The 22,871-nt window shown below is 53.5% G+C and carries 21 protein-coding genes; 7 read left to right on the forward strand and 14 right to left on the reverse strand.

Going from position 1 to position 22,871, the window contains the following annotated elements:
- Positions 1-42: 42 nt before the first annotated feature.
- Positions 43-213 (forward strand): preprotein translocase subunit Sec61beta, encoded by a 171-nt coding sequence (locus A3L09_RS08940; RefSeq protein ID WP_088858622.1) that lies wholly within the window; start codon positions 43-45, stop codon positions 211-213.
- A 482-nt stretch (positions 214-695) separates the two neighbouring features.
- Here A3L09_RS08940 and purT read toward each other — a convergent pair whose 3' ends face one another.
- Positions 696-1,991: a phosphoribosylglycinamide formyltransferase 2 gene (purT, locus tag A3L09_RS08945; protein ID WP_088858623.1), complete on the reverse strand. Its 1,296-nt coding sequence runs from the start codon at positions 1,989-1,991 to the stop codon at positions 696-698.
- Between the two features lie 116 nt (positions 1,992-2,107).
- Here purT and purM point away from each other — a divergent pair, with 116 nt between their 5' ends.
- Both purM and A3L09_RS10965 read left to right on the forward strand, forming a co-directional pair.
- A complete protein-coding gene (purM, locus tag A3L09_RS08950) occupies positions 2,108-3,112 on the forward strand; it encodes a phosphoribosylformylglycinamidine cyclo-ligase (protein WP_088858624.1) in 1,005 nt (334 codons plus the stop codon).
- 30 nt (positions 3,113-3,142) lie between these two features.
- Positions 3,143-3,307, forward strand: a complete 165-nt coding sequence (locus A3L09_RS10965) for a hypothetical protein (protein ID WP_198362266.1) — start codon at positions 3,143-3,145, stop codon at positions 3,305-3,307.
- Here the strand turns inward: A3L09_RS10965 and purC are convergent.
- Positions 3,279-3,986 (reverse strand): phosphoribosylaminoimidazolesuccinocarboxamide synthase, encoded by a 708-nt coding sequence (gene purC / locus A3L09_RS08955; protein ID WP_088858625.1) that lies wholly within the window; start codon positions 3,984-3,986, stop codon positions 3,279-3,281. The two genes, A3L09_RS10965 and purC, sit on opposite strands and share 29 nt — an antisense overlap.
- Positions 3,987-4,148: 162 nt before the next feature.
- Between purC and purF the strand changes: the two genes are divergently transcribed.
- Positions 4,149-5,498 carry an amidophosphoribosyltransferase gene (purF, locus tag A3L09_RS08960; RefSeq protein ID WP_088858626.1) on the forward strand — a complete coding sequence of 450 codons (1,350 nt, stop codon included), beginning with the start codon at positions 4,149-4,151 and terminating at the stop codon, positions 5,496-5,498.
- Here the strand turns inward: purF and A3L09_RS08965 are convergent.
- The 5 genes from A3L09_RS08965 to pdxS form a co-directional block, all read right to left on the reverse strand.
- On the reverse strand, positions 5,495-5,815 hold the full coding sequence (locus A3L09_RS08965; RefSeq protein ID WP_232473519.1) for a type II toxin-antitoxin system PemK/MazF family toxin: 321 nt from the start codon (positions 5,813-5,815) through the stop codon (positions 5,495-5,497). The genes purF and A3L09_RS08965 overlap by 4 nt on opposite strands.
- A 13-nt stretch (positions 5,816-5,828) precedes the next feature.
- Positions 5,829-6,020 carry an antitoxin family protein gene (locus A3L09_RS08970; protein ID WP_088858628.1) on the reverse strand — a complete coding sequence of 64 codons (192 nt, stop codon included), beginning with the start codon at positions 6,018-6,020 and terminating at the stop codon, positions 5,829-5,831.
- A gap of 10 nt (positions 6,021-6,030) precedes the next feature.
- The gene (fdhF, locus tag A3L09_RS08975) at positions 6,031-8,040 is read right to left on the reverse strand and encodes a formate dehydrogenase subunit alpha (RefSeq protein WP_088858629.1); all 2,010 of its coding nucleotides are present in this window, start codon (positions 8,038-8,040) and stop codon (positions 6,031-6,033) included.
- Positions 8,041-8,112: 72 nt separating this feature from the next.
- Positions 8,113-8,706, reverse strand: a complete 594-nt coding sequence (gene pdxT / locus A3L09_RS08980) for a pyridoxal 5'-phosphate synthase glutaminase subunit PdxT (RefSeq protein WP_088858630.1) — start codon at positions 8,704-8,706, stop codon at positions 8,113-8,115.
- Between the two features lie 34 nt (positions 8,707-8,740).
- A complete protein-coding gene (pdxS, locus tag A3L09_RS08985; protein ID WP_088858631.1) occupies positions 8,741-9,748 on the reverse strand; it encodes a pyridoxal 5'-phosphate synthase lyase subunit PdxS in 1,008 nt (335 codons plus the stop codon).
- Between the two features lie 230 nt (positions 9,749-9,978).
- Between pdxS and A3L09_RS08990 the strand changes: the two genes are divergently transcribed.
- On the forward strand, positions 9,979-10,356 hold the full coding sequence (locus tag A3L09_RS08990; RefSeq protein ID WP_088858632.1) for a hypothetical protein: 378 nt from the start codon (positions 9,979-9,981) through the stop codon (positions 10,354-10,356).
- Between the two features lie 84 nt (positions 10,357-10,440).
- Here A3L09_RS08990 and yjjX read toward each other — a convergent pair whose 3' ends face one another.
- Positions 10,441-10,977, reverse strand: coding sequence for an inosine/xanthosine triphosphatase (gene yjjX / locus A3L09_RS08995; RefSeq protein ID WP_088858633.1), 537 nt, complete (start codon positions 10,975-10,977; stop codon positions 10,441-10,443).
- A gap of 187 nt (positions 10,978-11,164) precedes the next feature.
- Here yjjX and ileS point away from each other — a divergent pair, with 187 nt between their 5' ends.
- Both ileS and A3L09_RS09005 read left to right on the forward strand, forming a co-directional pair.
- Complete coding sequence (gene ileS, locus A3L09_RS09000; RefSeq protein ID WP_088858634.1) at positions 11,165-14,362, forward strand: isoleucine--tRNA ligase; 3,198 nt, start codon at positions 11,165-11,167, stop codon at positions 14,360-14,362.
- Between the two features lie 470 nt (positions 14,363-14,832).
- Entirely contained in the window at positions 14,833-15,582 is a 750-nt protein-coding gene (locus A3L09_RS09005; protein ID WP_088858635.1) for a DUF835 domain-containing protein, read from the forward strand.
- Positions 15,583-15,612: 30 nt separating this feature from the next.
- On the opposite strand, the gene glmA is transcribed toward A3L09_RS09005, so the two are convergent.
- The 6 genes from glmA to A3L09_RS09035 are packed head-to-tail and all read right to left on the reverse strand — an operon-like array spanning position 15,613 to position 22,844.
- Positions 15,613-17,973: an exo-beta-D-glucosaminidase gene (gene glmA / locus A3L09_RS09010; RefSeq protein ID WP_088858636.1), complete on the reverse strand. Its 2,361-nt coding sequence runs from the start codon at positions 17,971-17,973 to the stop codon at positions 15,613-15,615.
- A gap of 5 nt (positions 17,974-17,978) precedes the next feature.
- Positions 17,979-18,959: a glucosamine-6-phosphate deaminase gene (gene glmD, locus A3L09_RS09015; protein WP_088858637.1), complete on the reverse strand. Its 981-nt coding sequence runs from the start codon at positions 18,957-18,959 to the stop codon at positions 17,979-17,981.
- Complete coding sequence (locus A3L09_RS09020) at positions 18,960-19,928, reverse strand: ABC transporter ATP-binding protein (protein WP_088858638.1); 969 nt, start codon at positions 19,926-19,928, stop codon at positions 18,960-18,962.
- Positions 19,921-20,898: an ABC transporter ATP-binding protein gene (locus A3L09_RS09025; protein ID WP_088858639.1), complete on the reverse strand. Its 978-nt coding sequence runs from the start codon at positions 20,896-20,898 to the stop codon at positions 19,921-19,923. Before A3L09_RS09025 ends, A3L09_RS09020 begins: the two co-directional genes overlap by 8 nt.
- A complete protein-coding gene (locus tag A3L09_RS09030; RefSeq protein WP_088858640.1) occupies positions 20,895-21,839 on the reverse strand; it encodes an ABC transporter permease in 945 nt (314 codons plus the stop codon). Before A3L09_RS09030 ends, A3L09_RS09025 begins: the two co-directional genes overlap by 4 nt.
- Before the next feature lie 3 nt (positions 21,840-21,842).
- Positions 21,843-22,844, reverse strand: a complete 1,002-nt coding sequence (locus A3L09_RS09035) for an ABC transporter permease (protein ID WP_088858641.1) — start codon at positions 22,842-22,844, stop codon at positions 21,843-21,845.
- Positions 22,845-22,871: the final 27 nt, after the last annotated feature.

The raw sequence follows: 22,871 nt of genomic DNA on the forward strand, positions 1-22,871 counted from the left end.
AAGCTTTTATTGGATTCCGGGTAGAAGTGGTAGGTGATAAAAATGGCAAAGGAAAAGACGACCCTTCCCCCAACCGGCGCCGGTCTCATGAGGTTCTTTGATGAAGATACGAGGGCAATCAAGGTCAGCCCCAAGGGCGTCATAGCGGTCACGCTCGTCCTCATAGCGTTTGAGGTCTTCCTGCACCTCTTCGGATCGAGCATCTTCGGATGACTTTTCTTTCCACAAACTCTTGCTAACTTTGAGAAAGGCCGTTCATCATTAACTCGACATTCAATACACCATTTTCCCGGATGGAACCCAAAAGAACCTCGGAATCATCGGATCCATCTTGAGAACCTCTGGGCAGGCAAAAATGTTAAAACAAACGGGGAACCCCATCCCCCACTTCTTATTCCATCCCAATCCCTATTTGATCCACACTCACTTACTCAACCACGCTGATTTGAGTACACTAAAGATCCCAGCCTGCGCTTTATGCTGCGATTCAGGCTATTTAAACTTTTCGGATATTGCCCAATTCATTGGAGAAATACCACATATGTCCATCCTTCTAGTGCACAAAAATGTTACGTTGCCCCAGCTCAGAGGGTCTGATTGAGGTTATTTGTACCCATTTGGAAACAACACAGGGGGAGCATAAGCAAGGCCAACATCCTTCTGCCCTAAAGGGAAAGTTTGCTTAAAAGAAAAGATCAGCCCCCAAGCACGTGCTTCCGCCTCTCGTAGTCCTGGGAGTGCCAGTTAGCGGACCTCGTCCTGAGCTCTATCGAGTGGGCAACCATCTCGGCCTTTCTCTTTGCCTTACTCACATCTTTATCCCACGCTATCGCAACACCGAGCCTTCTTCCAGGATACGCTTCAGGCTTGCCGAAGAACCTCACCGTTGCGTTGGGAACGCTCAGTGCCTTCACTAGACCCCTGAAGCGCGGTGAATAACCGAGGGAGTTGGCCTTGATGACGTGGGTTGCCGCAGGAGTTAAAAGCGGGAAGAGGCGGTAGCCGTTCACCCACTCACCCGGAATCGGCAGGCCAAGGACTGCCCTAAGGTGAAGCCCAAACTCCGAAAAGCCCGTTGGATGGGATGCCAGAGTCACCATGCCGGTATCGTGGGGCCTCGGCGAGACTTCGTTTGCCCACACCTTATCACCTTTAACGAACATCTCAACGCCGAAGAGGCCGAGGCCGCCGAGAACGTCCGTTATTCGTTTAGCTATCCTGTAAACTTCCCTCTCAGCCTTTTCGCTTATCTCAGCCGGCTGCCAGCTTGAGTGGTAGTCGCCGTCTATCTGGTAGTGGCCGACTGGCTTTGGAAAGGTGGTAACTATTTCGCCGTTCTCGTCATAGTGCCTCACTGCCAGCTCGGTAATCTCCACATCGAAGTCTATGTGCTCCTCGACGATGAGCTTCTCAGCGCTTCCCCTGGCCTTCTTTTTGGCCTCCTCCCAGGCCTCGGGGATGTCCTCGGGACTTTTAACGAAGTAGGAGCCCTTTCCGGAGGAGCTCATTATGGCCTTGGTGTGGCATGGGTAGCCTATTCTCTCGCAGGCATCATACAGCTCATCGAGAGTCGATGCGTAGGCATAGCGGGAAGTAGGAACCTCAGCTTCTTTTGCAAGGGTTTCTCTCGTCCTCTCGCGGTGCATCGCTATCCACGTTGCTTTGGCGTTCGGAACAACGAAGTAGCCGTCCTTCTCGAGCTCGAAGAGGGCATCCAGGTTTATAGCCTCTATCTCGGGGATTATCGCGTCTGGTTTCTCCCTCTCGACGACCGAGAACAGAAAGTCAGCACTCCTCATGTCTCCAACGTAAGAGCGATGGGCGACCTGCATGGCCGGGGCGTTGGCGTAGCGGTCAACGGCGATGACCTCAACACTGAGCCTCTGGGCCTCGATAGCTATCTCCCTTCCGAGCTCCCCGCTCCCGAGGAGGAGTATCTTCTGTGCCGAGTCGGTCGTTGCGGTTCCGAGTTCGTCACGAAGCTTTATCATGAACACCACCCCTTTATTGACGATAAAATGTTAAAAATTCGAAATATTTAAGCCTTTTTAGCCATAAAAATGATAAAGCTTTTAAGCCCCAAACTCAACTTTCACCGGTGGTGCTCATGCTTACCTACGCTCAGGCTGGAGTTGACGATGAAAAGACATCAAGGGCATTGAAGAGCGTTATCTCGCTTGCCAAGGAGACTTTCAAGTTCAGGAGAGGCAAAATTGGAGAACCGGCCGAGAACCTAGGCCACTACGCGGCATTAATGGACTTCGGGAGCTTTTACTTGGCCATGACAACAGACGGCGTTGGGACAAAGGTTCTCGTGGCTGAGTCAGTCGGGAAGTTTGACACGATTGGGATAGACATGATAGCGATGAACGTGAACGACCTGCTCTGCGTTGGCGCCGAGCCGGTGGCCTTGGTTGACTACCTGGCCGTTAGAGAGCCTGATGAAAAAGTGTTTGAGGAGATAGCAAAGGGCCTTCACGAGGGGGCGAGGCAGGCGGGGATAGCGATCGTCGGTGGAGAGACCGCGGTCATGCCCGACCTCATAAACGGCTTTGACCTGGCCGGGACGGCCATAGGCGTCGTTGAAAAAGGAAAGGTGATAACGGGTGAGAGGATTAAACCCGGTGATTCAGTAATAGGAATAGCTAGCTCTGGAATCCACTCCAACGGCCTAACTCTCGCGAGAAAACTTCTGATCCCTAAGTACGGACTTGAGTACGAGTACGAGGGGAAAAAGCTCTGGGAATGGCTCCTCGAACCGACGAGGATTTATGTCAAAGCGATCCTCGAGCTGATCGAGAACGTCGAGGTGCACGGTTTAGCCCACATAACCGGCGGCGGCCTGCTCAACCTCAAGCGCATTACTCCCTACGGCTTCTCCCTTGAGATGCCACCGATAGAGGGAATCTTCAGGCTAATTTACGAGAACGGCGTCCCTCTGGGTGAGATGTTCCGCGTTTTCAACATGGGCGTCGGAATGATCTCCATTGTTACGGCAGAGGAGAAAGATGACGCCCTGCAGGTTTTGAACAGATACTTCGAAAGCTTCGAGCTGGGGACTGTAACGGAGGAGCCGGGAATAAGGATCGAGAACTATGGGATAAAGCTTTAACCCTCTCTTCTCTCTTTCTTCGGTGGTCTCATGGAGCTGACGGTTAAGAAGAAGGCTTTCCTCGAGGAGCTTCCAGATGTTGTGAGAGAAGCCGTAGAAGAGTACGGCACTGCCCTAAAGGGCATAGAGATAAAAGAGGACGAGAAGGGATGCTACACCGTCATGATTACCTACGAGCGGGAACCTCACCGGTGATCCTCTCATAGAGCTTCTCGTAGGCAGAGATAAGATCGCCTTTGTCAAAGCGGAAAACGTCCTTGTCAAGGCTCTCCTTGGTTTCCGCGTCCCAAAAGCGGCAGGTGTCGGGGCTTATCTCGTCCCCCAGGACGATCTCTCCCCTCGGGTTCTTCCCGAACTCCAGCTTGAAGTCCACGAGGATTATACCCCTCTCCTTGAAGTACTCCCTGAGAATCTCGTTCACCCTGAGCGCGATGCGCTCCATCTCCTCAAGCTCCACTTCGCCTATCCCAAGAACCCTCGCGTGGTGGTGGTTTATCATCGGGTCGTGAAGGCTGTCGTCCTTGTAGTAGAGCTCAACTATCGGCTCCGGCAGTTCGGTTCCCTCCTCGAGGGGGAGCCTTTTCTTCAGGCTCCCAGCAACGACGTTCCTGACAACGACCTCAAGGGGGTACATCTTCAGCCTCTCGACTATCAGCCTGTTGTCCCCCGCTATCCCTATGAAGTGAGTCTTTACACCGTTCTCCTCGAGAACCCTGAAGAGGTGCGCGCTGATCTGGGCATTGAGCCAGCCCTTGCCTCTGAACTGAGCCTTCTTATCCCCATCAAAGGCCGTGGCATCGTCCTTAAACTCCATTATAACCTTTCCATCGTCTAGGGGAATGATTTTCTTGGCCTTGCCCTCGTAAACATCCATAGGCTTCACCATTTTTATGTAAATTTTTGGAAGTATTTAAGGATTTTTTGCCATAAATAACGCAAATAATGGGCAAAGCTTTTAAACATAAAAACGCTAAGATTTCACCGTTAGGATGCAACAAATCAACATCCTTAGGTCAACAAAGTGGCGGGGTTGGCAATGAGGGAGAAGTGTGGGGTCTTTGCAGCAGCGACGGAAAACGCGCCCAAGAAGGCCTATTACGCCCTCCTAGCCTTACAGCACAGGGGGCAGGAGAGCGCGGGGATAAGTGTCTGGAGGCACAGAATAAGGACCGTCTCAGGAAAAGGCCTCGTTTCGGATGTCTTCAAGGGACAGAAGCTCTCAAAGCTCAAATCGAACGTTGCGATAGCCCACGTTCGCTACTCCACCTCGGGCTCCCTGAACGAAACCCAGCCCCTTGAGACGGAATGTTGTGGAAAGAGGATAGCGGTAGCTCACAACGGCACCCTGACGAACTTCCTGCCGCTGAGAAGGGAGTACGAGAAATCCGGTGTTAAGTTTCAGCATTCTGTCGATTCAGAACTCCTGGGAATCTCCTTTCTGCGATACCTTAAGGAGACCGGTGACGAGTTCGAAGCCATGGGGGAGGTCTTCCGCGAGGTAAAGGGTGCCTACTCCGTTGCGTTTCTCTTCGATGGAAAGATACTCGTCGCGAGGGATCCGGTCGGATTCAGACCCCTAAGTTATGGAACAGGAGACGGCCACTATTTCGCGAGCGAGGATTCCGCCCTAAGGCTCTTCGTGGACGAGGTAGAGGGCGGGAAGATCAGGGACGTGGAGCCAGGGGAAGTCTTCCTTCTCGATGGTGAATCTTTAGAGAGCCGGGTGCTGGTGAGGGAAAAGCACCACGGTTGCGTTTTTGAGTACATATACTTCGCGAGACCCGACAGCACCATAGATGGCGTTAACGTTTATCAGGCTAGGGTCAGGATGGGCCGAGAATTAGCGAGGGAAAGTCCCACCGATGCAGATGTCGTAATAGCCGTTCCCGACTCGGGGAGGGCAGCCGCCCTTGGATTTTCAATGGAGAGCGGGATCCCCTATTCAGAGGGCCTCATAAAGAACCGCTATATAGGAAGGACGTTCATAACTCCCGGTCAGTTCAACCGTGAGCTCAAGGTGAAGCTAAAGCTCTCGCCGGTAAAGGAGGTAATAGATGGAAAGAGGGTGGTTCTCGTCGATGACTCGATCGTCCGCGGAACTACCATGAGGAGGATAGTCTCGCTCCTCAGAAAGGCCGGGGCCAGAGAGGTGCACGTCAGGATAGCGTCTCCCCCGATAAGGCATCCCTGCTACATGGGCATAGACATTCCAACGCGGCACGAGCTCATAGCTGCCTTCGGAAGCGTTGAAAAGGTGAGGGAAGCGATAGGCGCCGACAGCCTCGCCTACCTGAGCGTCGAGGGTCTCATCAGGGCCGTTGGAAAAAAGGACCTCTGCCTGGCATGCCTCACAGGGGAGTATCCAGAGTGGGCGTTCAGGTTTTAATCTATGTCAAAAGTTCTCTTGAGAGTCCTTTTGACTTCTTCGAGCTTTTCACTCCTCAGCCCGGCTATTTCTTTGATAATCAAAGACTTTTCAACTGTAAAAACGGAAGAACAGTCGATAAAGCTCTTCTTTTTGATCTTTCCTAAGCTCAGATCGCTCTGGGTCAGTTCAACCTGAAATTCCCTGAAATGGGGCCTGCTCGTTATCTTCAGGACTATCAGGTCGTCGCTTATGGAGTTCAGTTCGTTGGAACTTACAACCAAGACAGGTCTAAGTTTACTCCCCATGTAGTCTGTGAACGGGAGCTCGAGGAGCACTATATCTCCCTGTTTAAATTTCAAAGAGGCTCTCGGCATCCTCTCCCTCCTGGAGAAGCTTCAGGTATCCGAGCTCCTTGAGAGCATCCCTGCCCTCGATCTTCTCTATCCTTATCCGAAGTTTCACCCCTGGAGGAATATCGAGCTTCTCAAGGGGGATTATCACGTCCCCCCGGTATACCGCGACTATCTCTTTTGAAGCCATATTTGAAAGTTTACCTTTGCACTTTTAAACCATTTGGGTTGCCAAGTTTCCTAACCCTTGCCGCCGCGAACTTGAACTCCGGCGTTCCGGCCTTGTTGAGCGCTGGACTTGTCAGCCTGTTGGCCTTGAAGTGGAAGGGAACAACGATGAGCCGCTGGGGCACGTTTCCAATCTCCGCCCTCATCCTGATTCTTCCGCGCCTCGTCTCTATCTCAACCCAGTCCCCGCTCTTTATCCCCAGTTTTTCCGCGTCCTCTTCGTTTATCAGTGCCCTCGGCTCCCCCATGAGCCTGACGAGTGAGGGGCTTCTCAGCGTCATCTCCCCCGTGTTGTAGTGGCCGATGAGCCTTACCGTCGTGAGGACGAGGGGATAATCCTCGTCCGGGGCTTCCCATGGTGTTATCATTTCAACCGCCATGAACCTTGCCTTTCCGTCCGGCGTTGCAAACTCCCAGGTGTGGAGCCTCTTCTTTGGCAGAAAGATTCCATCCGAGTTCTTCAGCTTCTCAACGCTTTTCTCTTCAAGCTCTGGGAAGAGCCTGAAGTATTCGGCGGTAACTTCTTCAACGGAAGTGTAGTTGAAGCCCGGGAGTCCAAGCGCCCTCCCCAGCATCGTTAAAATCTCCCAGTCCGGCTTGGAATCACCCACCGGCTCGCAGACCCTCTCGCTCCACTGGATCCTCCGCTCACTGTTCATGTAAGAGCCCTCCTTCTCGCAGAAGGCTGAAGCTGGCAGGAGGTAGTGGGCGTACCTGGCAGTCCTCGTGGGGAATATATCCTGAACCACGAGAAGGTCAAGCTTTCTCAAACTCTTCCGAACCTTCATGAAGTCCGCTTCACTAACGGCTGGGTTCTCCCCCACAATGTAGAGGGCCTTTAGGTCGCCCCCCTCTATTGCATCCCAGAGTTCAGTGAGGTAAAGGCCCCTCTCGGTCGGCAGATCTTCAACGCCCCAGAGCGATGCGACCCTCTTTCTGAACTTCTCATCCGTGAGCGGGACGTAACCGGGCAGGAATTCACTCAAAGCACCCATGTACGCGGCCCCCTGCACGTTGTTCTGGCCGCGCATGGGGTAGAGACCGCCTTTCTCGCCGATGTACCCGAGGAGGAGGGCAATGTCTATAACCGCCAGGACGTTCTCAACTCCCGAAACGTGCTGGGTGAGTCCCATACCCCACATTACCGCCCCGCTTCCGGCAAGGGCGAGGGCTCTGGCCACCTCGACAATGGTTTCTGCGGGAACACCCGTCACCCTCTCCGCGTACTCGGGGGTGTACTTCCGCACTGCCATCCTGACCTCAGAAAAGCCCACGGTCCTGGAACGGATGAACTCCTCGTCGTAGAGCTCTTCCTCGATTATTACGTGGACAATCGCGTTTGCAAGTGCTATGTCCGTCCCGGGTTTGATTATCAGCTTGTAGTCGGCAAAGGCCATTGTCGTGGTTTCCCTGACGTCCACCACGATCACCCTTGCCCCGCCCTTTCTAGCTCTCCGAATGTAGTCCATGACGACCGGGTGCGTCTCGGCGGGGTTGTAGCCCCAGATGAGCACCGACTTAAAGCGTTCTATGTCCTCATAGGGGTTTGTCTGCGCACCCGTCCCAAGGGTAAGCTTGAGGGCGTGGACGGAGGCTTCATGACACAGACGGGCGCAGTTGTCTATGTTGTTCGTGCCGAAGAGGCGCGCTATCTTCTGAAGGAGGTAGTTTTCCTCGTTGGAGACCTTGGATGAAGCCAAAAACGCCACAGCGTCCGGGCCATAGAGTTCCCGTATCTCAAGGAGTTTGCCTGCTATTTCATCCATCGCCTCCCCCCAGCCCACAGGAACCATGGAAGAACCAGCCCGCTTAAGGGGGCGCTTCAACCTGTCCTTTGCATTAACTATCTCAACGGAGTGAAGACCCTTAGGGCAGAGCTTTCCCCTGTTCGGCTCTCCCCTGTAAGGTTTCACCCTGAGGGTCTCAGGATCGATAAGGAGTTTGCATCCGAACCCACAGTAGGGGCAGACCACCGTTTTCATGGAACCACCGTTAGACAATTAAAAGGCAAAAATAAAAGTTTTACCGAATAATTTCAACAAAATAATGTAAAATCACAGGGCCTTCTTCAGGAAGTACTCGTGAACCCTCGTGTCATCTGTGAGCTCTGGGTGGAACTCAAGGCCGATGATGTTGTCCTGCTCCACTCCAACGACCCTGTCCCCGAGCCAAGCTATCGGCTTGACCCCCTCGCTGAGGAGTTCCACTATCCTGGGAGCGCGGATAAAGACGCCGGTGAAGGGCTCGTCGCTGAAGGCGAGCTTTATAGGTGCCTCAAAGCTGTCAACCTGCCTGCCGTAGGCGTTCCTGTTGGTCTTAACGTCAAGGAGTCCGAGGAACTTCTGCTCCGGGGTCGCGCCGATTACCTCCCTTGAGAGCATTATAAGGCCGGCGCAGGTGCCCATGATTGGAAGCCCTTCCTCACCGAGCTTTTTGACCGGTTCAAAGAGGCCGTTCTTCACCATGAGCCTTGAGATTGTAGTGCTCTCGCCGCCAGGGATGATGATGGCGGAGATGCCCTCAAGCTGTCCAGGCTTCTTGAGCCAGATGACTTCCCCAGAAACGCCGAGGTTCTCAAGGGCCTTCTTGGCCGCCCAGATGTGCTCTTCGACGTCGCCCTGGAGGCCAATGACACCTACCTTGACCATTCTATCACCTCCAAAAGGGGGAGAAAAGGGAAAATCAGACTCCCCTCTCTTCGAGGCGGACTTCGAGCTCCTCAATCTCCTGGCCGTGCATCGGCTCGCCTATCTCCTTGCTGATCTCGACGAGAACATCGGGCTCGTCCCAGTGGTTGACTGCCTCAACGATAGCCCTCGCCATCTTCGGCGGGTTGGAGCTCTTGAAGATGCCCGAACCTACGAAGACACCATCCATTCCCATCTGCATCATCAGAGCGGCATCCGCTGGAGTGGCAACGCCTCCGGCGGCAAAGTTGACAACTGGAAGCCTTCCGAGCTTCTTTATCTCGAGGAGTATCTTGTAGAGGCCCTCGACGATGTCGCGGTAGGTGTAGTGGCCGTAGATCGGCTCGTTCTCAAGGACGCTCTTCGGAAGGCCGCTTATTTCCCTCACCTCGAAGGCAAGCCGGAGGTAAGGTTCAGCGAACTTCTCGGCAACTCCGTAGACCTGCTCGTCCGTCATGCGCTGGAGGAGGGCTATGTTGTCCTTGAGGAGGCGGACGTGCCTCACTGCCTCGACTATGTTTCCGGTTCCGGCCTCGCCCTTCGTCCTCATCATGGCTGCCCCTTCCCAGATCCTTCTGACGGCCTCGCCGAGGTTCCTGTTGCCGCAGACGAATGGAACGTTGAACTCACGCTTGTCGATGTGGAAGTACGGATCTGAGGGAGTTAGGACCTCGCTCTCGTCTATCATGTCAACGCCCAAAGCCTCGAGTATCTTTGCCTCGGCAACGTGGCCGATCCTGACCTTCGCCATCACCGGAATGGTTACAGCGTCCATGATCTCCTGAATCTTCTCTATCGGCGCCATCCTGGCGACGCCGCCGGCTTTTCTGATGTCGGCCGGGACGCGGTGGAGGGCCATGACGGAAACGGCTCCAGCTTCTTCGGCTATTCTCGCCTGCTCGGCGTTGGTGACGTCCATTATGACGCCGCCCTTCACCATCTTGGCGAATCCTCTCTTCAGCCTCTCGGTGCCCTTAGCCTGAATAATATCGAGCTTTCCCATACTTATCACCTCATCGTCCTTCCTTCAGATGGGGATTTGAAGAAGGGGATATAAGCCTTTCCACGTGTCAGTAGAGAACTGATGAGTAGTGTTGGCACTAAGATACTCCAAAAAATTCAGGTTCCCAATGGATAAAGCTTCTTTGATAAGACAAGAAAAGAGCCGGTGTCAAATTTAAAAACAAAAAGTTAATAAATTCTTAAACGTAAGTAACCGCGGAGGTGATGCCCATGGTCAGGACGTACATCAAGGAGAAAACCAAGGAGTTCACAAAGGAGGAGAAGGAGAAGCGCTATAAGTACCTCGGAAAGGAGGTCATCGATGTTGGCGATCCCGGCCTCGACAGCATTCCGGAGTTCTACGGCATAGCCAACGCCATCTGGAGGGACTGGAAGAACGGAGAGATAAGCACGAGAACCGCCCTCGGAAGGCTCGCGCTCCTCAAGCTTCTGACGTACAAGAGCAGGAACAAGAAAATAGCCGACATCCCGGAGGAGGACCTTGAAGAGGTCAGGAAGTTTATCGACTACATCATCCAGGTCATCAAGAACGAGAGCAGGAGAAAGGGCGAACCCGAGGAGGAGAGGACGGTAGAGGAGAAGGCTTAAATTCCCTACCGCTCAACCTTTACTGCCCTCCCCACTCACACTCCCGGGAGCGGTGACCGGGGGGCGGTCGGGGAGGGCACACCCTCACAGGTTGTACCACTCGGGGTTCAGCCTCGGGACCAGCGCCATCAATACAGCCAGCTTGTTAAGCTCTTTTCTCACAAGCCTTCCATGGGTTAGAACGCCGATTGCACCTATCTTCCGCTTGAGCTCCGGATCGTTCACGAGTTCGCCCATCGCTATCCCAACCTCCACGCCCTCCCCAAACACCCGCCCGACTACGCCAGGCGGATACTCAAAGCCGGGCCCGTGGCCGAGGGTTATTCTGCCCTCGCTATCAACCACAGCGCAGAACTGGACGTCCATGTAGCCGGTTATGGTTTCTGGAACAGGGTATAGACCCGCCTCAATGCCCACTCCAAAGTCTGCCTCGGTCTTCGCAATGGCCCGTGTAGCCCTGTTGATGGCCCCCTTAACCGTCTCCTCAAGCCCAACCGGCTGGTCTGGGACTCCGCTGTCAACTTCAACCGGAACAACCTCTACTTCACCGTAGATCTCTCGAAATACCTCCCTAACTGCCTCAACTTTGGCAGGATTCGTTGAGCCAACGGCGACTTTCATTCAACCACCGACTTTCCGTTTGTTCTCCCGGTTAAAGTCATTTTCCAGGGAAAACCTTATAAGCTCACTTCCCAACTCTGCCCCGATACCCATGAGGGGGGAGTGTTTTATCCTTCGCTTCGCCCGTTTCGAGGCGTGAGCCCCCTGTTCTGGGTAGCTGTAACTATCATTTCTGGAGGGTTCAGCAATGATTAGAGAGCCCGAGTTTAGAGAATACGTCCCAGGAAAGCTTGAAGAAAAGATAGAGCGCTTTTGGCAGGAGAACGACACCTACAGAAAGGTAAAGGAGCTCAGGGAAAACGGCCCGAAGTACTACTTCCTCGACGGGCCTCCATATGTGAGCGGCGCCATACACCTCGGTACCGCCTGGAACAAGATCATCAAGGACATGGTGATAAGGTTCAGGAGCATGCAGGGCTACAACGTGAGAAGGCAACCTGGCTTCGACATGCACGGCCTTCCGATAGAGGTAAAGGTCGAGCAGGCCCTTGGACTCAAGATAAAGAAGGACATAGAGACCAAGGTGGGTGTTGACAACTTCATCAAGAAGTGCAAGGAGTTCGCCCTCAACAACCTCAAGGTCATGACCGAGCAGTTCAAGCAGCTCGGCGTCTGGATGGACTGGGACAGCCCGTACATGACGATAAAGAACGAGTACATCGAATCGGGCTGGTTTACCCTAAAGCGGGCCTGGGAGAAGGGTCTCCTCGAGAAGGACAAGAGGGTTCTACACTGGTGCCCGCGCTGTGAAACGGCCCTGGCGGAGCATGAGGTTCGCGGTGAGTACAAGATAAGGAAGGACCCGAGCATCTACGTCAAGTTCCCGGTCGAGGGCAAGGACAACGAATACCTGCTCATCTGGACAACAACACCATGGACTCTGCCTGCCAACCTTGCAGTTGCCGCTCATCCCGAATACGAGTACGCGAAGGTTAAGGTGGAGACCGAGAAAGGTGAGGAGTACTGGATAATGGCAAAGGCCCTTGTGGAGAGGGTTCTCAACGAGGCCGGCGTCAAGGGCGAAATCGTCGAGGAGTTCAAGGGAGAGGAGCTGGAGGGAATACGCTACATCCACGTTCTCATGGACGAGTATCCGGTGCAGAGGGAGTTCCACGAGAAGTACGAGTGGGCTCACCGCGTAATCCTCAGCGAGCACGTAACGCTTGAGGACGGTACTGGATTAGTTCACACAGCTCCTGGCCACGGTGAGGAAGACTTTGAGGTCGGCAAGAAGTACGGCCTGCCCATCTACAGCCCCGTCGACGACGAGGGCAGGTACACCGAGGGCAAGTGGAAGGGAGTATATGTTAAGGAGGCTGACCCGGAGATAATCGAGTACCTCAAGGAAAAGGGCTACCTCGTTAAAGCAGGCGAGATAGAGCACAAGTATCCGCACTGCTGGCGCTGCAAGACCCCGCTCATATTCCGCGCCACCGACCAGTGGTTCCTCAAGGTGAGCAAGGTCAAGGACAAAATCATAGCCGAGAACGACGAGAAGGTCACCTGGTATCCGGACTGGGTAAAAGTTAGGTACGACAACGGCGTCATGAACAGCGGAGACTGGGTCATAAGCAGGCAGCGCTACTGGGGAATCCCGCTCCCGATATGGCAGGCCGAGGACGGCGAGATATACGTCGTTGGCTCCTTTAAAGAGCTCGTCGAGAAGAGCGTTGCCCTCGAGATAAACGGCGAGAGAATTGAGCTCCCTGAGAGCTATGAAGAGAAGCTGAAGGTGATAGAGGACAAGCTCGGGCCGGAAGACCTCCACAGGCCCTACGTCGATGCATTTATCATAAAGGTCAACGGCAAGGAGATGCGCCGTGTTAAGGACGTCGTGGATGTGTGGTTCGACAGCGGAATAGCGAGCTGGGCCTCCCTCGACTACCCGAGGGAGGAGGAGCTGTTTGAGAAGCTCTGGCCGGCGGACTTCATAGTTGAGGGCGAAGACCAGGTTACCAAGTGGTTCTACTCTCAGCAGGCCGCGAGCGTTATCGCCTTCGACACCGTTCCCTACAGGAAAGTTGCCATGCACGGCTACGTTCTGGACGAGAAGGGCGACAAGATGAGTAAGAGTCTCGGCAACATTATAAGGCCCGAGGAGGTCGTCCAGAAGGAAGGCAGGGATCCCTTCAGGTTCTACATGCTTTGGGCGACGAACCCATGGGAGAACCTGCGCTTCAGCTGGAAGGGTCTGGCGCAGGTCAAGAGGATGCTCAATATCCTGTGGAACGTCTATGTATTGAGCGCCACCTACATGAGCCTGGACAGCTTCGACCCGACGAAGCTCAATCCGGAAGAGCTTCCATTCAGGGAAGAGGACAGGTGGATACTCAGCAGGGTAAACAGCCTCATAGGAGAGGTTACGGAAGGCATAGAGACCTTCAGGCTCACTAGGGCAACGAGGGCCATATACAACTTCGTGGTCGAGGATTTGAGCAGGTGGTACATAAGGCTCATCAGGAAGAGGATGTGGGTCGAGGGAGACGACCCGGACAAGCTCGCCGCATACTACACCGTCTGGAAGGTCTTCGATGTCCTGCTTCGCTTGATGGCACCGTTCACACCCTACATCGCCGAGGAGATATACCAGAACCTCTTAAGGCCCTTTGTTGGAGCCGAGAGCGTCCACATGCTCGACTGGCCGAAGGCGGACGAGAATGCCATCGACGAGGAGCTTGAAAGGGAGATGGAGTACGTCAGGAGGATAGTCGAGGCAGGCTCCTCAGCGAGGCAGAGGGCCAAGATAAAGCTCCGCTATCCGGTGAGGAGGATAGTCGTTGAGACCGAGGACGAGACAGTCAAGAAGGCCGTCGAGAGGCTCAACAGGCTCCTCAAAGACCAGCTCAACGCCAAGGAGGTTGTCGTCGGAAAGGTAGAGCGCGAGCTCATCATAAAGCCGAACTTCGCCAAGGTCGGACCGGAGTTCAAGGGCGACGCAAGGCTCGTAACCCAGTGGATAAGTGAGCACGGCAAAGAGCTATACGAGAAGGGCGAGATGGACGTTGAGATCGAAGGAAAGACCTTCCACCTCACGAGGGAGCACCTGACAATCGAGGAGAAGCTGCCGGACTTCCTCGTCGCTGAGGACTTTGAGGGCGGAAGGGTCTTCGTGGACAAGACGCTCACAAGGAAGCTACTCGCTGAAGGCCTCGCTAGGGAGTTCGTCAGGAGGATACAGGAGATGCGCAAGAGGCTCGACCTCGATGTGAACGACAGGATAGTTGTCACCATAGAGACCACCGACGAGAACCGCGAGCTCTTGCAGGAAAACCTTGACTACATAATGCGCGAGACGAGGGCAGTGGAGGTTCGCTTTGAGGAAGCTAAAGGATACGTCGTCGAGTGGCCAGAGGTGCAGGCGAAGATAGGGATTGAGAGGGTTTAACCCTTCCCTCACTTTTCCAAAATTTTCACCTTCAGCCCGTGCTCCTTAAAACGCTCGAAACCAAATATTTGGATATCTCCCAGCAACTTCTGAGTTCGCTCCCCCAAAGTCCACAGCAGACAGCTTTTCGAGGGTTAACCATTGCCGGAGTTTGAGCCCTCACATAAGACCTCAAAGGGGGCTGTCGAAGGGAGCGCATACTCCTTCCCGGCGAAGTTGAGCTGAAACCTGGGTGTTCCCTTAGAACACTTCAATCACGATTCTGAGTTCGCAGGACATCGGCTTGCTTCTTTACAAAATTCGCATACTCACTTTATTTTTTTAAGTCATGTTTTAGTTTCTCATTAAAAAAGTATATCATAACTCTCAAAAATTCTATTTTACTAATTACACTAGCTAATTGTGCAAGGATACTGAAAGAAAATGGAAAAGCTTTTTAAGAGTCCCTCCAGAGTGGCAACCGTGGTATCATGGAGAGCTTCACCTTAAAGCTCGACATCGAAATAATAAAGCTCCTCCTCGTCACGTTAGCCCTCCTCATCCTGTACAAATACCGCCGTATTTTTGAGACCTCCCTCTCCCCAAGCTTAGTCAAGAAAGGTGCGTACGTTACGATGGTTTTCTGGCTCGGTTTCCTTGCCGACGTCATGAACGATGTGCACCCCACAGGGTTAACCAAGATCCTCGACGATATCATAATCTCATTCGCCCTCGTTCTTGGGACATATTACCTAATCGACCACATGAGAAGGGCGAAGATGGAGATAGAACCCTCCAAGGTTCTCAACGGAGAACCTGTTCTTGAGAGCGGTGCGTACATCCTCCCCAATGGCAGTGTGGAAAAAGCCCTAAAACTCGCATCGGGCAAAAAGGTCATTGCATTAACGAGGAATCCAGAGCCGTTTAAAAAGTTAGGAATCCCGTATCTCTGGCTCAGCAAAGTCGAGGGAGAAAACGCGATTGATCCGCTCAGACTGCCCGCAATACTCCATCATTTGATACAAAATGCTGACAGAGATACAGTCATGATAATTGATGGGCTGGAGTACCTCATCCTTGAGAACGGCTTTGATCCAGTTGTCAGGTTCCTCACCACCCTAAAGGACAACATCCTGCTAAAAGGGGCGACCCTTATTGTAGTGGTAGACCCAAAGACCCTAGACCCATCACAACTGGCATTGTTAAAGAGGGAATTCAAAGAAGTCAGCGGAAAACGCTGAAAAGAAAAACAACAAAAACCAAACGAAAGCTCAGAGGAGTTCAATCTCAAAGTACTCCCCGGGATGTTCCACCGCTATTCTGAGGATCTCCCCAATGCTTTCATCGACTATCTCTCCCCCGCTAACTTTAACTCGTCCAACCCCCCTTAAGGCCACTTCACTGGAATTGGAGAGGTGGTTTCTGAAGGTCAGCACATCACCATCCCACGAAACCAAAGTGGCAGTGGCATAGACAATTTCAGTATCCTCCTTTCTGAGGCCAAATGGAAGGTAAAGAGTGCCCCTCTTCCTCATCTCAACGCTTTCAAGGAGGAGGGGTACCTCAATGCCGCTGTATTTTATCCTGCCTTTTACTGGGTGGCCCCTTGGATTGGTGACCGCAAGGTAGGCATAGCCGTTACCCTCAATGGGAAGAACTATCATGTCGGGATTGGTGACCTCGAAGTCCTCCTTTACACCCTGGAGCTCCTTGAGCTTCAAGACGAACTTTCTGTGAAGGTCGTGGTGGCTGGTATAGTACTGCAACCTGAATCCGAGAACTACTGCACTTCCCCTGCCCTTCCTGACGAGCGCGCCAACGGGTTTTTCACCCAGGAAGGCTATGGGTTCACCGCCCTTTACGCCGCGCACGGTGTTCCTGACAAGCATCCTGTCTATTCCCTCCGCTGAAACGCTGAGGAACTGGATGAGGCGTGGATTCTTCCTCGCCTTCGCCCTCTCAACTTCAACGCCGAGGAAATCTGCCAGGGCGCTGTAGGGTTCCATATCCTCATCGTAGCGCGGAAGCATCGGGAGTATGACCAGGTTCCCTCCCCTGGCAACGAACTCAACGAGCTTGTCCTGAACTTCCCTGGACATGAAGTCGAGGCTGTAGACCCAGAGCTGTTCGTAGCTCAAGAGCTCGTCGAGGGTTGCATCTTCAAGGTCAACGGCATCAAAGGGAGTGTTGCTCATGGCAAGGAGGGTGAAAAGGCCCCTCTCTCCCAGTAGGTACTCGTTCAGGTCGGTGCTCTCCTCAAGGCCGTCGTAGCCCCAGAGGTTCAAGGCCTCGTAGGGCTCGTAGAGGCCGACCGCAACTTTGGGCCTAAGCTCGGCATCGGCAAGTCCTTCGGCAGAGGTCATGGTCTCGGAAAGGGCTTTTATGACATTGAAGTGAGGCCTCTCGGATCCATCGAGTCCCACAGGTGAGTAAACGTCCCAGGTTACACCATTGTGCGATTCATATCCCGTTGGATTCTCCCCGCCGACGAAGAGATAGTAGTTGATGTTAGGTATGCCCAGTGGTGGAAGAATGGAGTACAGGAGCTCGGCCTCGGTCGGGTCTATGGTGTGTGCGAGCGAGCTCTGGGTCTCGATGCTTAGCGGCGGCGTTCCGGCTTTCTTAACGTGGTAGCGGTAGATGCCAGTCTTGTAGTAGATGTGGCCGAGCTTGTCCTCCTTGAAGTCGGAGGAGCGGTAGAAGGAGTACCAGAACTCAGTCCAGACGTGGATCTTAAGGTTGTGCTCCCTCATGTAGCTGAAGAAGTGCCTCCAGGCAACCTGAAGGAGGTACGGATCGAGGATGCTGATGGGAACGTCGAACTCTCTCTGCATCTTCTCGTAAATCCAGTGAACATATTCGTTGATCATCCAGAGCTTGAAGTGGTGCCAGTCAAAGAGCTTTGGGAGGGGCTCGGAAAAGCTGGTCGGAACCTTTATCTCGGAGTAGTCCTTAAAATCGCCCTTGTAGCGCCTCCTGAGGTCTTCAATGGTGTAGTTCTCCCGGAGCCACCTCTCCCACAGTCCCCCCGGTTTCGTTATTATCTCGTTGTAGTCCGTTAGGAAGGGCTGAAAGATGGTCTCCCAGTAAGAAGGCTCGTCGTCTATTGCGACGCTTATTATCGGCCCACCCCTCGTGTGGAGGTACCTCTTCATAACCGGGAAGACGGCGTTGTACCACTCCTCCACGGCTTTAAGATAGGTCGGGTGAAGGTACGTTATGGGAGGATAGTAGATGTCCCTCGGAAGCGGCCCGTTAGGGCCCTTGGCCAGTATCTCTGGGTGCCCGTCTATCAGCCAGTCGGGAATTCCTCCGTTCCGCCACTCGCCGCAGATGTAGGGGCCGGGGCGGATTATGACGTAAAACCCAAGTTCGCTAGCAAGTTCCAGGAAGCCGACTAGGTCCCTCTGGGGGTGCGTCTCGCCCGTGAAGTCAAAGCTCCCCTTCTCTGGCTCGTGCCAGTTCCAGGCGACGTAGGTGTCAACGGTGTTGAGGCCAGCTTCTCTCATTTTCAAGAGCCTGTCTTTCCATGCATCGGCAGGAACCCTGAAGAACTGGAGGGTGCCCCCAGCTATCGTAACAGGTTCACCGTCAATTATGTACCGCTTACCGCGAAACTCAACTCTTCCCATTCTTATCACCACTTGACGACCTTGCTGAGGAAGCGCGGGCTGTCCGGGTTCAGACCCCTCTTTACGGCCTTGTAGTAGGAGAGAAGCTGGATCAAGGGCAAGTGAAGGATCGGGCTGAGGAGCTCATCGACCTCGGGGAAGCCAATGAAGTAGTCCGCTCCAGTATCCCCGTTGCCTATCGTCAGAACCCTAGCTCCCTGCCCCTGGAACTCCTCAGTCAACTTTTCGTGCCAGTCGAAGGGTTCATTCACTAGGAGAACAACGAGGGTTCCGTCGTCGGCAACCGATTTGAAGCCGTGCCTGACCTCGAAGGTCGGGTAGGCCTCACTCCAGAAGAGGGCCATCTCCTTCATCTTCAGCATCGCCTCGAGGGCAACTGGATAAAGGATTCCTGAGCCGAGGAATATGACGTTCCTGAAGTCAAACTCCTCCGTTATCTCCCGTACGTACCCTTCGTTCTTCAGGATTTCTTTTGTTAGCTCTGAAGCCATTTCAGCATCGTAGGTTTCCTGACCAAATGAAGTGTTGAGGAGCTGAAGGAAAGCGAAGTAGAACGCTGGGAAGGAATGGGTCATGACAACGCTCTCCTCGTGGGCGGGAACTACGAGAGCATAATCGGCTTCCCTCGACAGCGTGCTCTCGTAGGCAGTCAGAGCAAATTTTGGAACGTCCAAAGACTGAAGGGCATTTATGGCCTCGGTTGTCTCTCCGGAGCGGGATATTGAAACCAAGAGCTCCGGTTCTCTCACAGGATAGTACTCCCGCGAATACAGAAGTTCGGAGCAGGGGAGGGCCACTCCCCTGCCCCCGCGGTGGGTGGTTGCCATGGCCAGCGGCTGCGACAGGAAGTAAGAACTGCCGCAACCAGTATACACCACTTCTCTCGGTAACAGGAAGTCGTTATTGGTTACGAACTCTTCAAAGGCCCTTTGGGCTATCTTTATACCTTCAGGAGTTCTCCTAATTTCTCTAAGTGTCGCGTGCATTCACTCACCCCCGTAAAGATGGCAGGCAACCCAGTGGTTCTTCTCAAACTCAATGACCTTGGGTCTAACCTTCCAGCATTTCTCGGTTGCAAAAGGACAGCGGGGAGCGTAGTTGCATCCCGCTATCTCATAAACAGCGCGCTCCTCTTCTTCGGGCCGTATTTCGCCTTTGAACTCCCATTTTACATTTAGATCGGGCACGCTCTCCAAGAGCATCTTGGTGTACGGGTGGAGGGGATTCTTGAAGATCTTCTCAGTATCCCCAAACTCCACCAGGCGTCCCCTGTACATTATGAGCGTCGTATCGCTGATGTAGTACCCAAGGGCAAGGTCGTGAGTAACAAAAAGCACTGAAGTTCCCAGTCTGTCTCTGACTTCCCCGAGGAGGTTCAAGATGTCTATTCTCGTGCTCGCGTCGAGCATTGAAACCGCCTCGTCCGCAACCAGGAGAGAAGGTTCGACGAGCAGGGCACGGGCTATCAGAATGCGCTGGAGCTGTCCACCGCTGAACTGATGGGGGTACTTCCCCAGAACTTCATCGGGATTTAAACCCACATCCTCCAGGGATTTGGCGATCAGCTCGTCCCTCTCGCCCCTGCCGGTCTCTGGGAAGAAGGAATCAAAGACCATGTCGAAGACCCTATCAATTGGATAGACCGGGTTGAAGCTCGCAAAGGGATCCTGGAATACGGCCTGAACCTGCTTGTAATAGGACTTGAGGCGTTTCTTGTCGAACTTCATTATGTCCTCCCCTTTGAAGAGTATCCTGCCCGAAGTTGGGGGAAGCAGGCGGAGGATTATCCGCCCAATTGTCGTTTTTCCGCTTCCGCTTTCGCCAACTAAAGATATGATCTCGCCCTCTCGGATGTTAAAGCTCACGTCATCGACCGCCTTAATCTGAAAGCCCCCAATGAGACCGGATTTAAAGATCCGGGTCAAGTGCTCGACCTTGACGAGGGGATCACTCATTCGATTCACCTCCGTGCAGATGACAGGCCACAAGATGACCGTCATCAACGGCGGATAGCTTTGGCTCAACATGCTGGCAGATCTCCATTCCATATGGGCACCTCGGATAGAAACGACAGCCGGATGGGGGGTTAAGAAGGCTTATTGGATAGCCCGGGATTCCCCTCAGCTTTGTTTGCTTGTAATGCACGCCGATCTTTGGAAGGGACTCAAGGAGAAGGGAGGTGTACGGATGCCCCGGAGAGTTGATGATCTCCTCTGTGGGGCCAATTTCAGCCACCTTGCCCGCGTACAGTATCATGACCCTGTCGGCTATCTTGTCAAGCAGGGCTAGATCATGGGTTACGAATATTATTGACTTGACTATCCCCTCAGCCATGAAGTAGTGAAGGAGCTCAAGAACAACCCTCTGAGTCGTGACGTCGAGCGCCGAGGTGACCTCGTCCGCGATGAGAAGGTCGGGGTTCATAAGGGTCGAGACGACCATCGTGGCCCTCTGCCTCATTCCCCCAGAGAGTTCCACCGGGTACATGTCGGCGACCTTCTCACTGAGCTTCACCATTCTCAGTCTCTCTCTCAGTAGCTTTTCGACTTCCCGCCTGTCCTCAGCGCCGTGCTCCCTCGCGAGATCCCAGACGATATCTTTGATCTTCTTAGTGGGGTTGAGTGCGTTCATAGCGTACTGGGGGATGATTGAAAGTTCCGTGTACTTTATCCTGCGCTCCTCCTCCTTGCTCAGCTTCATGAGGTCTCTACCCTTGAAAAGGGCCTCACCGCCCATGTGCACCATCGGGGGCTTTCTCAGGATGAGGGAGTGAACGAGGGTCGATTTTCCGCACCCGCTCTCCCCGGCTATCCCGAAGACCTCTCCCTCTTTAACGTCAAAGGACACGCCGTCGACGGCTTTAACGTAACCAACGGGAGTTTTGTAGTAGATTTTAAGGTCTCTCACGTCCAGAATTGCCGTCATTCACCACCCCTCCTGAGCCTCGGGTTGAACACTTCCTCCATCCCAAGGTTGACGAAGAACAGTGCCGTGATGATCAGGGTGATAATCAGCCCGGGCGGTATGAACCACCACCAGTTCCCAAACTGGAGGGCGTTGTAGGCTATCGCCTTCTGCAGTATCGTTCCCAGAGATACCGTTGTAGTGGGTCCTAGGCCGATGAAGTCAAGGGTCGCGCTGGCCAGTATGGCGCCGCTGAACTGGAGTATTCCTGCCATGAAGACGTAGGATATCATGTTGGGCATTATCTCCCCGAAGATTATCTTTAGATCACCCTGGGCGCTCAGCTTTGCGAGGCTTACAAACTCCCTCTCTTTGAGCGAAAGGGTCTGCGCCCTAACGGCCCTCGCAACCCATGGCCACCCTGTTATCCCTATTATTACCGCCTGAACCTCAGGGCTTCTGGCCGAGAGATAAGCGGCGATTAGAATCAGCAGAATTATCGAGGGTATGACGAGCATTATGTTTGTGAACATCATGAGCGTCTCGTCCACCCAGCCGCCTTTGTACCCCGCTATGAACCCTATGGTTATTCCGAAGGCCGTACCTATGAGCGCCGCCAGGAAAGCCACCCAGAGGCTCGTCCTTAAACCAGTGACGAGCTGCGCGTAAACGTCCTTTCCAAAGGCATCGGTGCCCAAAATGTGAGTAACCCGGACTTTGTTGCCGAGGTAAGTGGTCAGCGTCTCGTTGCTCATGGGCGGGAGGACTTTGTGGGAGTACGTCGCTATTTTAACCGTGGTGTTTGGGATTCTCTCATAGTAGAGACCATCCCCGCTGAACGGGGTGAACAGGCCTCCAACCAGGGAGAAAACGATAAAGAACATCAGTACACTGAACCCCAAAACAAACTTCCCGTTTCTGAACGCTATTTTAACCGTGTCGAGCTTGCTCCTTCTCGCCATACTTCAACCCTCCGTGTAGCTGGCCCTAACGCGCGGGTCTATGAAGGCGTAGATTATGTCTATCATGAAGTTCGCCAGGAGAACCGCTACTACGACCATCAAGAAGGCCCCCTGGAGGAGGAAGTAGTCCTGGCTCAGAGCCGCGTTCATTATGAGAACGCCTATTCCCGGGTAGTTGAAGACTATCTCCGTAGCTATCGCCCCAGCCACCATGAGGCCCAGCTGGAGTGCCAATCCCGTTACCTGGGGAAGGATGGCGTTCCTGTATGCGTGCTTCGTGAGGAGTTTCTCACTGCCGCCGAGGGCTTCTAGGTAGCGGACGTAGTCCGCCTCAAGTTCGTAGATTATCATATTCCTCATTCCTATGGCCCAGCTCCCTATCATAACCGTAAAGAGGCCCAAAAACGGCAGTATCCAATGCTTCAGAAAGTCCACGATGAAGTCGAGTGAAAGCTCCGGAATCATGCTGGGGCTGTAAGCTCCCTGATAGGGGAGCCAACCCAAACTAACTCCAACCGTGTAAACCAGAATCATGGCAAACCAGAAGTAGGGCATACTCGCGAGGAAGTAGAAGGCGGGCATGGCGTACCTGTCGTACTTCTTGTTCTTACCCGCAAGCGCCCCAAGCCAGTTCCCAACCAGCCAGCTCAAGAGGATTGCTGGCAACAGGATCACGATATCATAAGGAAGGGCATGCTTTATTATATCCCAAACAGGGGCGCGGTAGAGTATACTATACCCCAGATCCCCGTGAAAGAGACTGGACCAGAAGTTCAGGAACTGCTTCCAGAGAGGCTGATCGAGCCCGTAAAGCCTCTCGTAAAACCTCATCAGGGCATCATTGACGCCGCCCCCGCTACCGGCCTGGGCCATCATGCCCTCTATCGGATTGCCGGGCATTAACCTGGGGAGCAGCCAGTTAAGAGTGACCGCGAACAGGAAGGTTATCAGGTACACAAAGGTTTTGCGCATCAGATACTTCTTGAATCCTTCATTGAACCCCATAGAACTTCCCTCCGTCAACAACAAACT

The sequence above is a fragment of the Thermococcus profundus genome (genome assembly GCF_002214585.1).
In the GTDB taxonomy this organism is placed as follows: domain Archaea; phylum Methanobacteriota_B; class Thermococci; order Thermococcales; family Thermococcaceae; genus Thermococcus; species Thermococcus profundus.

Excerpts from the sequence above, each read along its gene's own strand:
- A3L09_RS09020 (WP_088858638.1), bottom strand. The coding sequence starts at position 19,928 with ATGAGTGATCCCCTCGTCAAGGTCGAGCACTTGACCCGGATCTTTAAA.
- A3L09_RS09035 (WP_088858641.1), bottom strand. The coding sequence starts at position 22,844 with ATGGGGTTCAATGAAGGATTCAAGAAGTATCTGATGCGCAAAACCTTT.
- fdhF (WP_088858629.1), bottom strand. The coding sequence starts at position 8,040 with ATGAAAACGGTGGTCTGCCCCTACTGTGGGTTCGGATGCAAACTCCTT.
- A3L09_RS09030 (WP_088858640.1), bottom strand. The coding sequence starts at position 21,839 with ATGGCGAGAAGGAGCAAGCTCGACACGGTTAAAATAGCGTTCAGAAAC.
- purT (WP_088858623.1), bottom strand. The coding sequence starts at position 1,991 with ATGATAAAGCTTCGTGACGAACTCGGAACCGCAACGACCGACTCGGCA.
- purM (WP_088858624.1), top strand. The coding sequence starts at position 2,108 with ATGCTTACCTACGCTCAGGCTGGAGTTGACGATGAAAAGACATCAAGG.
- A3L09_RS09005 (WP_088858635.1), top strand. The coding sequence starts at position 14,833 with ATGGAGAGCTTCACCTTAAAGCTCGACATCGAAATAATAAAGCTCCTC.
- A3L09_RS10965 (WP_198362266.1), top strand. The coding sequence starts at position 3,143 with ATGGAGCTGACGGTTAAGAAGAAGGCTTTCCTCGAGGAGCTTCCAGAT.
- glmD (WP_088858637.1), bottom strand. The coding sequence starts at position 18,959 with ATGCACGCGACACTTAGAGAAATTAGGAGAACTCCTGAAGGTATAAAG.
- pdxS (WP_088858631.1), bottom strand. The coding sequence starts at position 9,748 with ATGGGAAAGCTCGATATTATTCAGGCTAAGGGCACCGAGAGGCTGAAG.
- pdxT (WP_088858630.1), bottom strand. The coding sequence starts at position 8,706 with ATGGTCAAGGTAGGTGTCATTGGCCTCCAGGGCGACGTCGAAGAGCAC.
- A3L09_RS08940 (WP_088858622.1), top strand. The coding sequence starts at position 43 with ATGGCAAAGGAAAAGACGACCCTTCCCCCAACCGGCGCCGGTCTCATG.
- A3L09_RS09025 (WP_088858639.1), bottom strand. The coding sequence starts at position 20,898 with ATGACGGCAATTCTGGACGTGAGAGACCTTAAAATCTACTACAAAACT.
- purC (WP_088858625.1), bottom strand. The coding sequence starts at position 3,986 with ATGGATGTTTACGAGGGCAAGGCCAAGAAAATCATTCCCCTAGACGAT.
- ileS (WP_088858634.1), top strand. The coding sequence starts at position 11,165 with ATGATTAGAGAGCCCGAGTTTAGAGAATACGTCCCAGGAAAGCTTGAA.
- yjjX (WP_088858633.1), bottom strand. The coding sequence starts at position 10,977 with ATGAAAGTCGCCGTTGGCTCAACGAATCCTGCCAAAGTTGAGGCAGTT.
- A3L09_RS08970 (WP_088858628.1), bottom strand. The coding sequence starts at position 6,020 with ATGGCTTCAAAAGAGATAGTCGCGGTATACCGGGGGGACGTGATAATC.
- A3L09_RS08990 (WP_088858632.1), top strand. The coding sequence starts at position 9,979 with ATGGTCAGGACGTACATCAAGGAGAAAACCAAGGAGTTCACAAAGGAG.
- purF (WP_088858626.1), top strand. The coding sequence starts at position 4,149 with ATGAGGGAGAAGTGTGGGGTCTTTGCAGCAGCGACGGAAAACGCGCCC.
- glmA (WP_088858636.1), bottom strand. The coding sequence starts at position 17,973 with ATGGGAAGAGTTGAGTTTCGCGGTAAGCGGTACATAATTGACGGTGAA.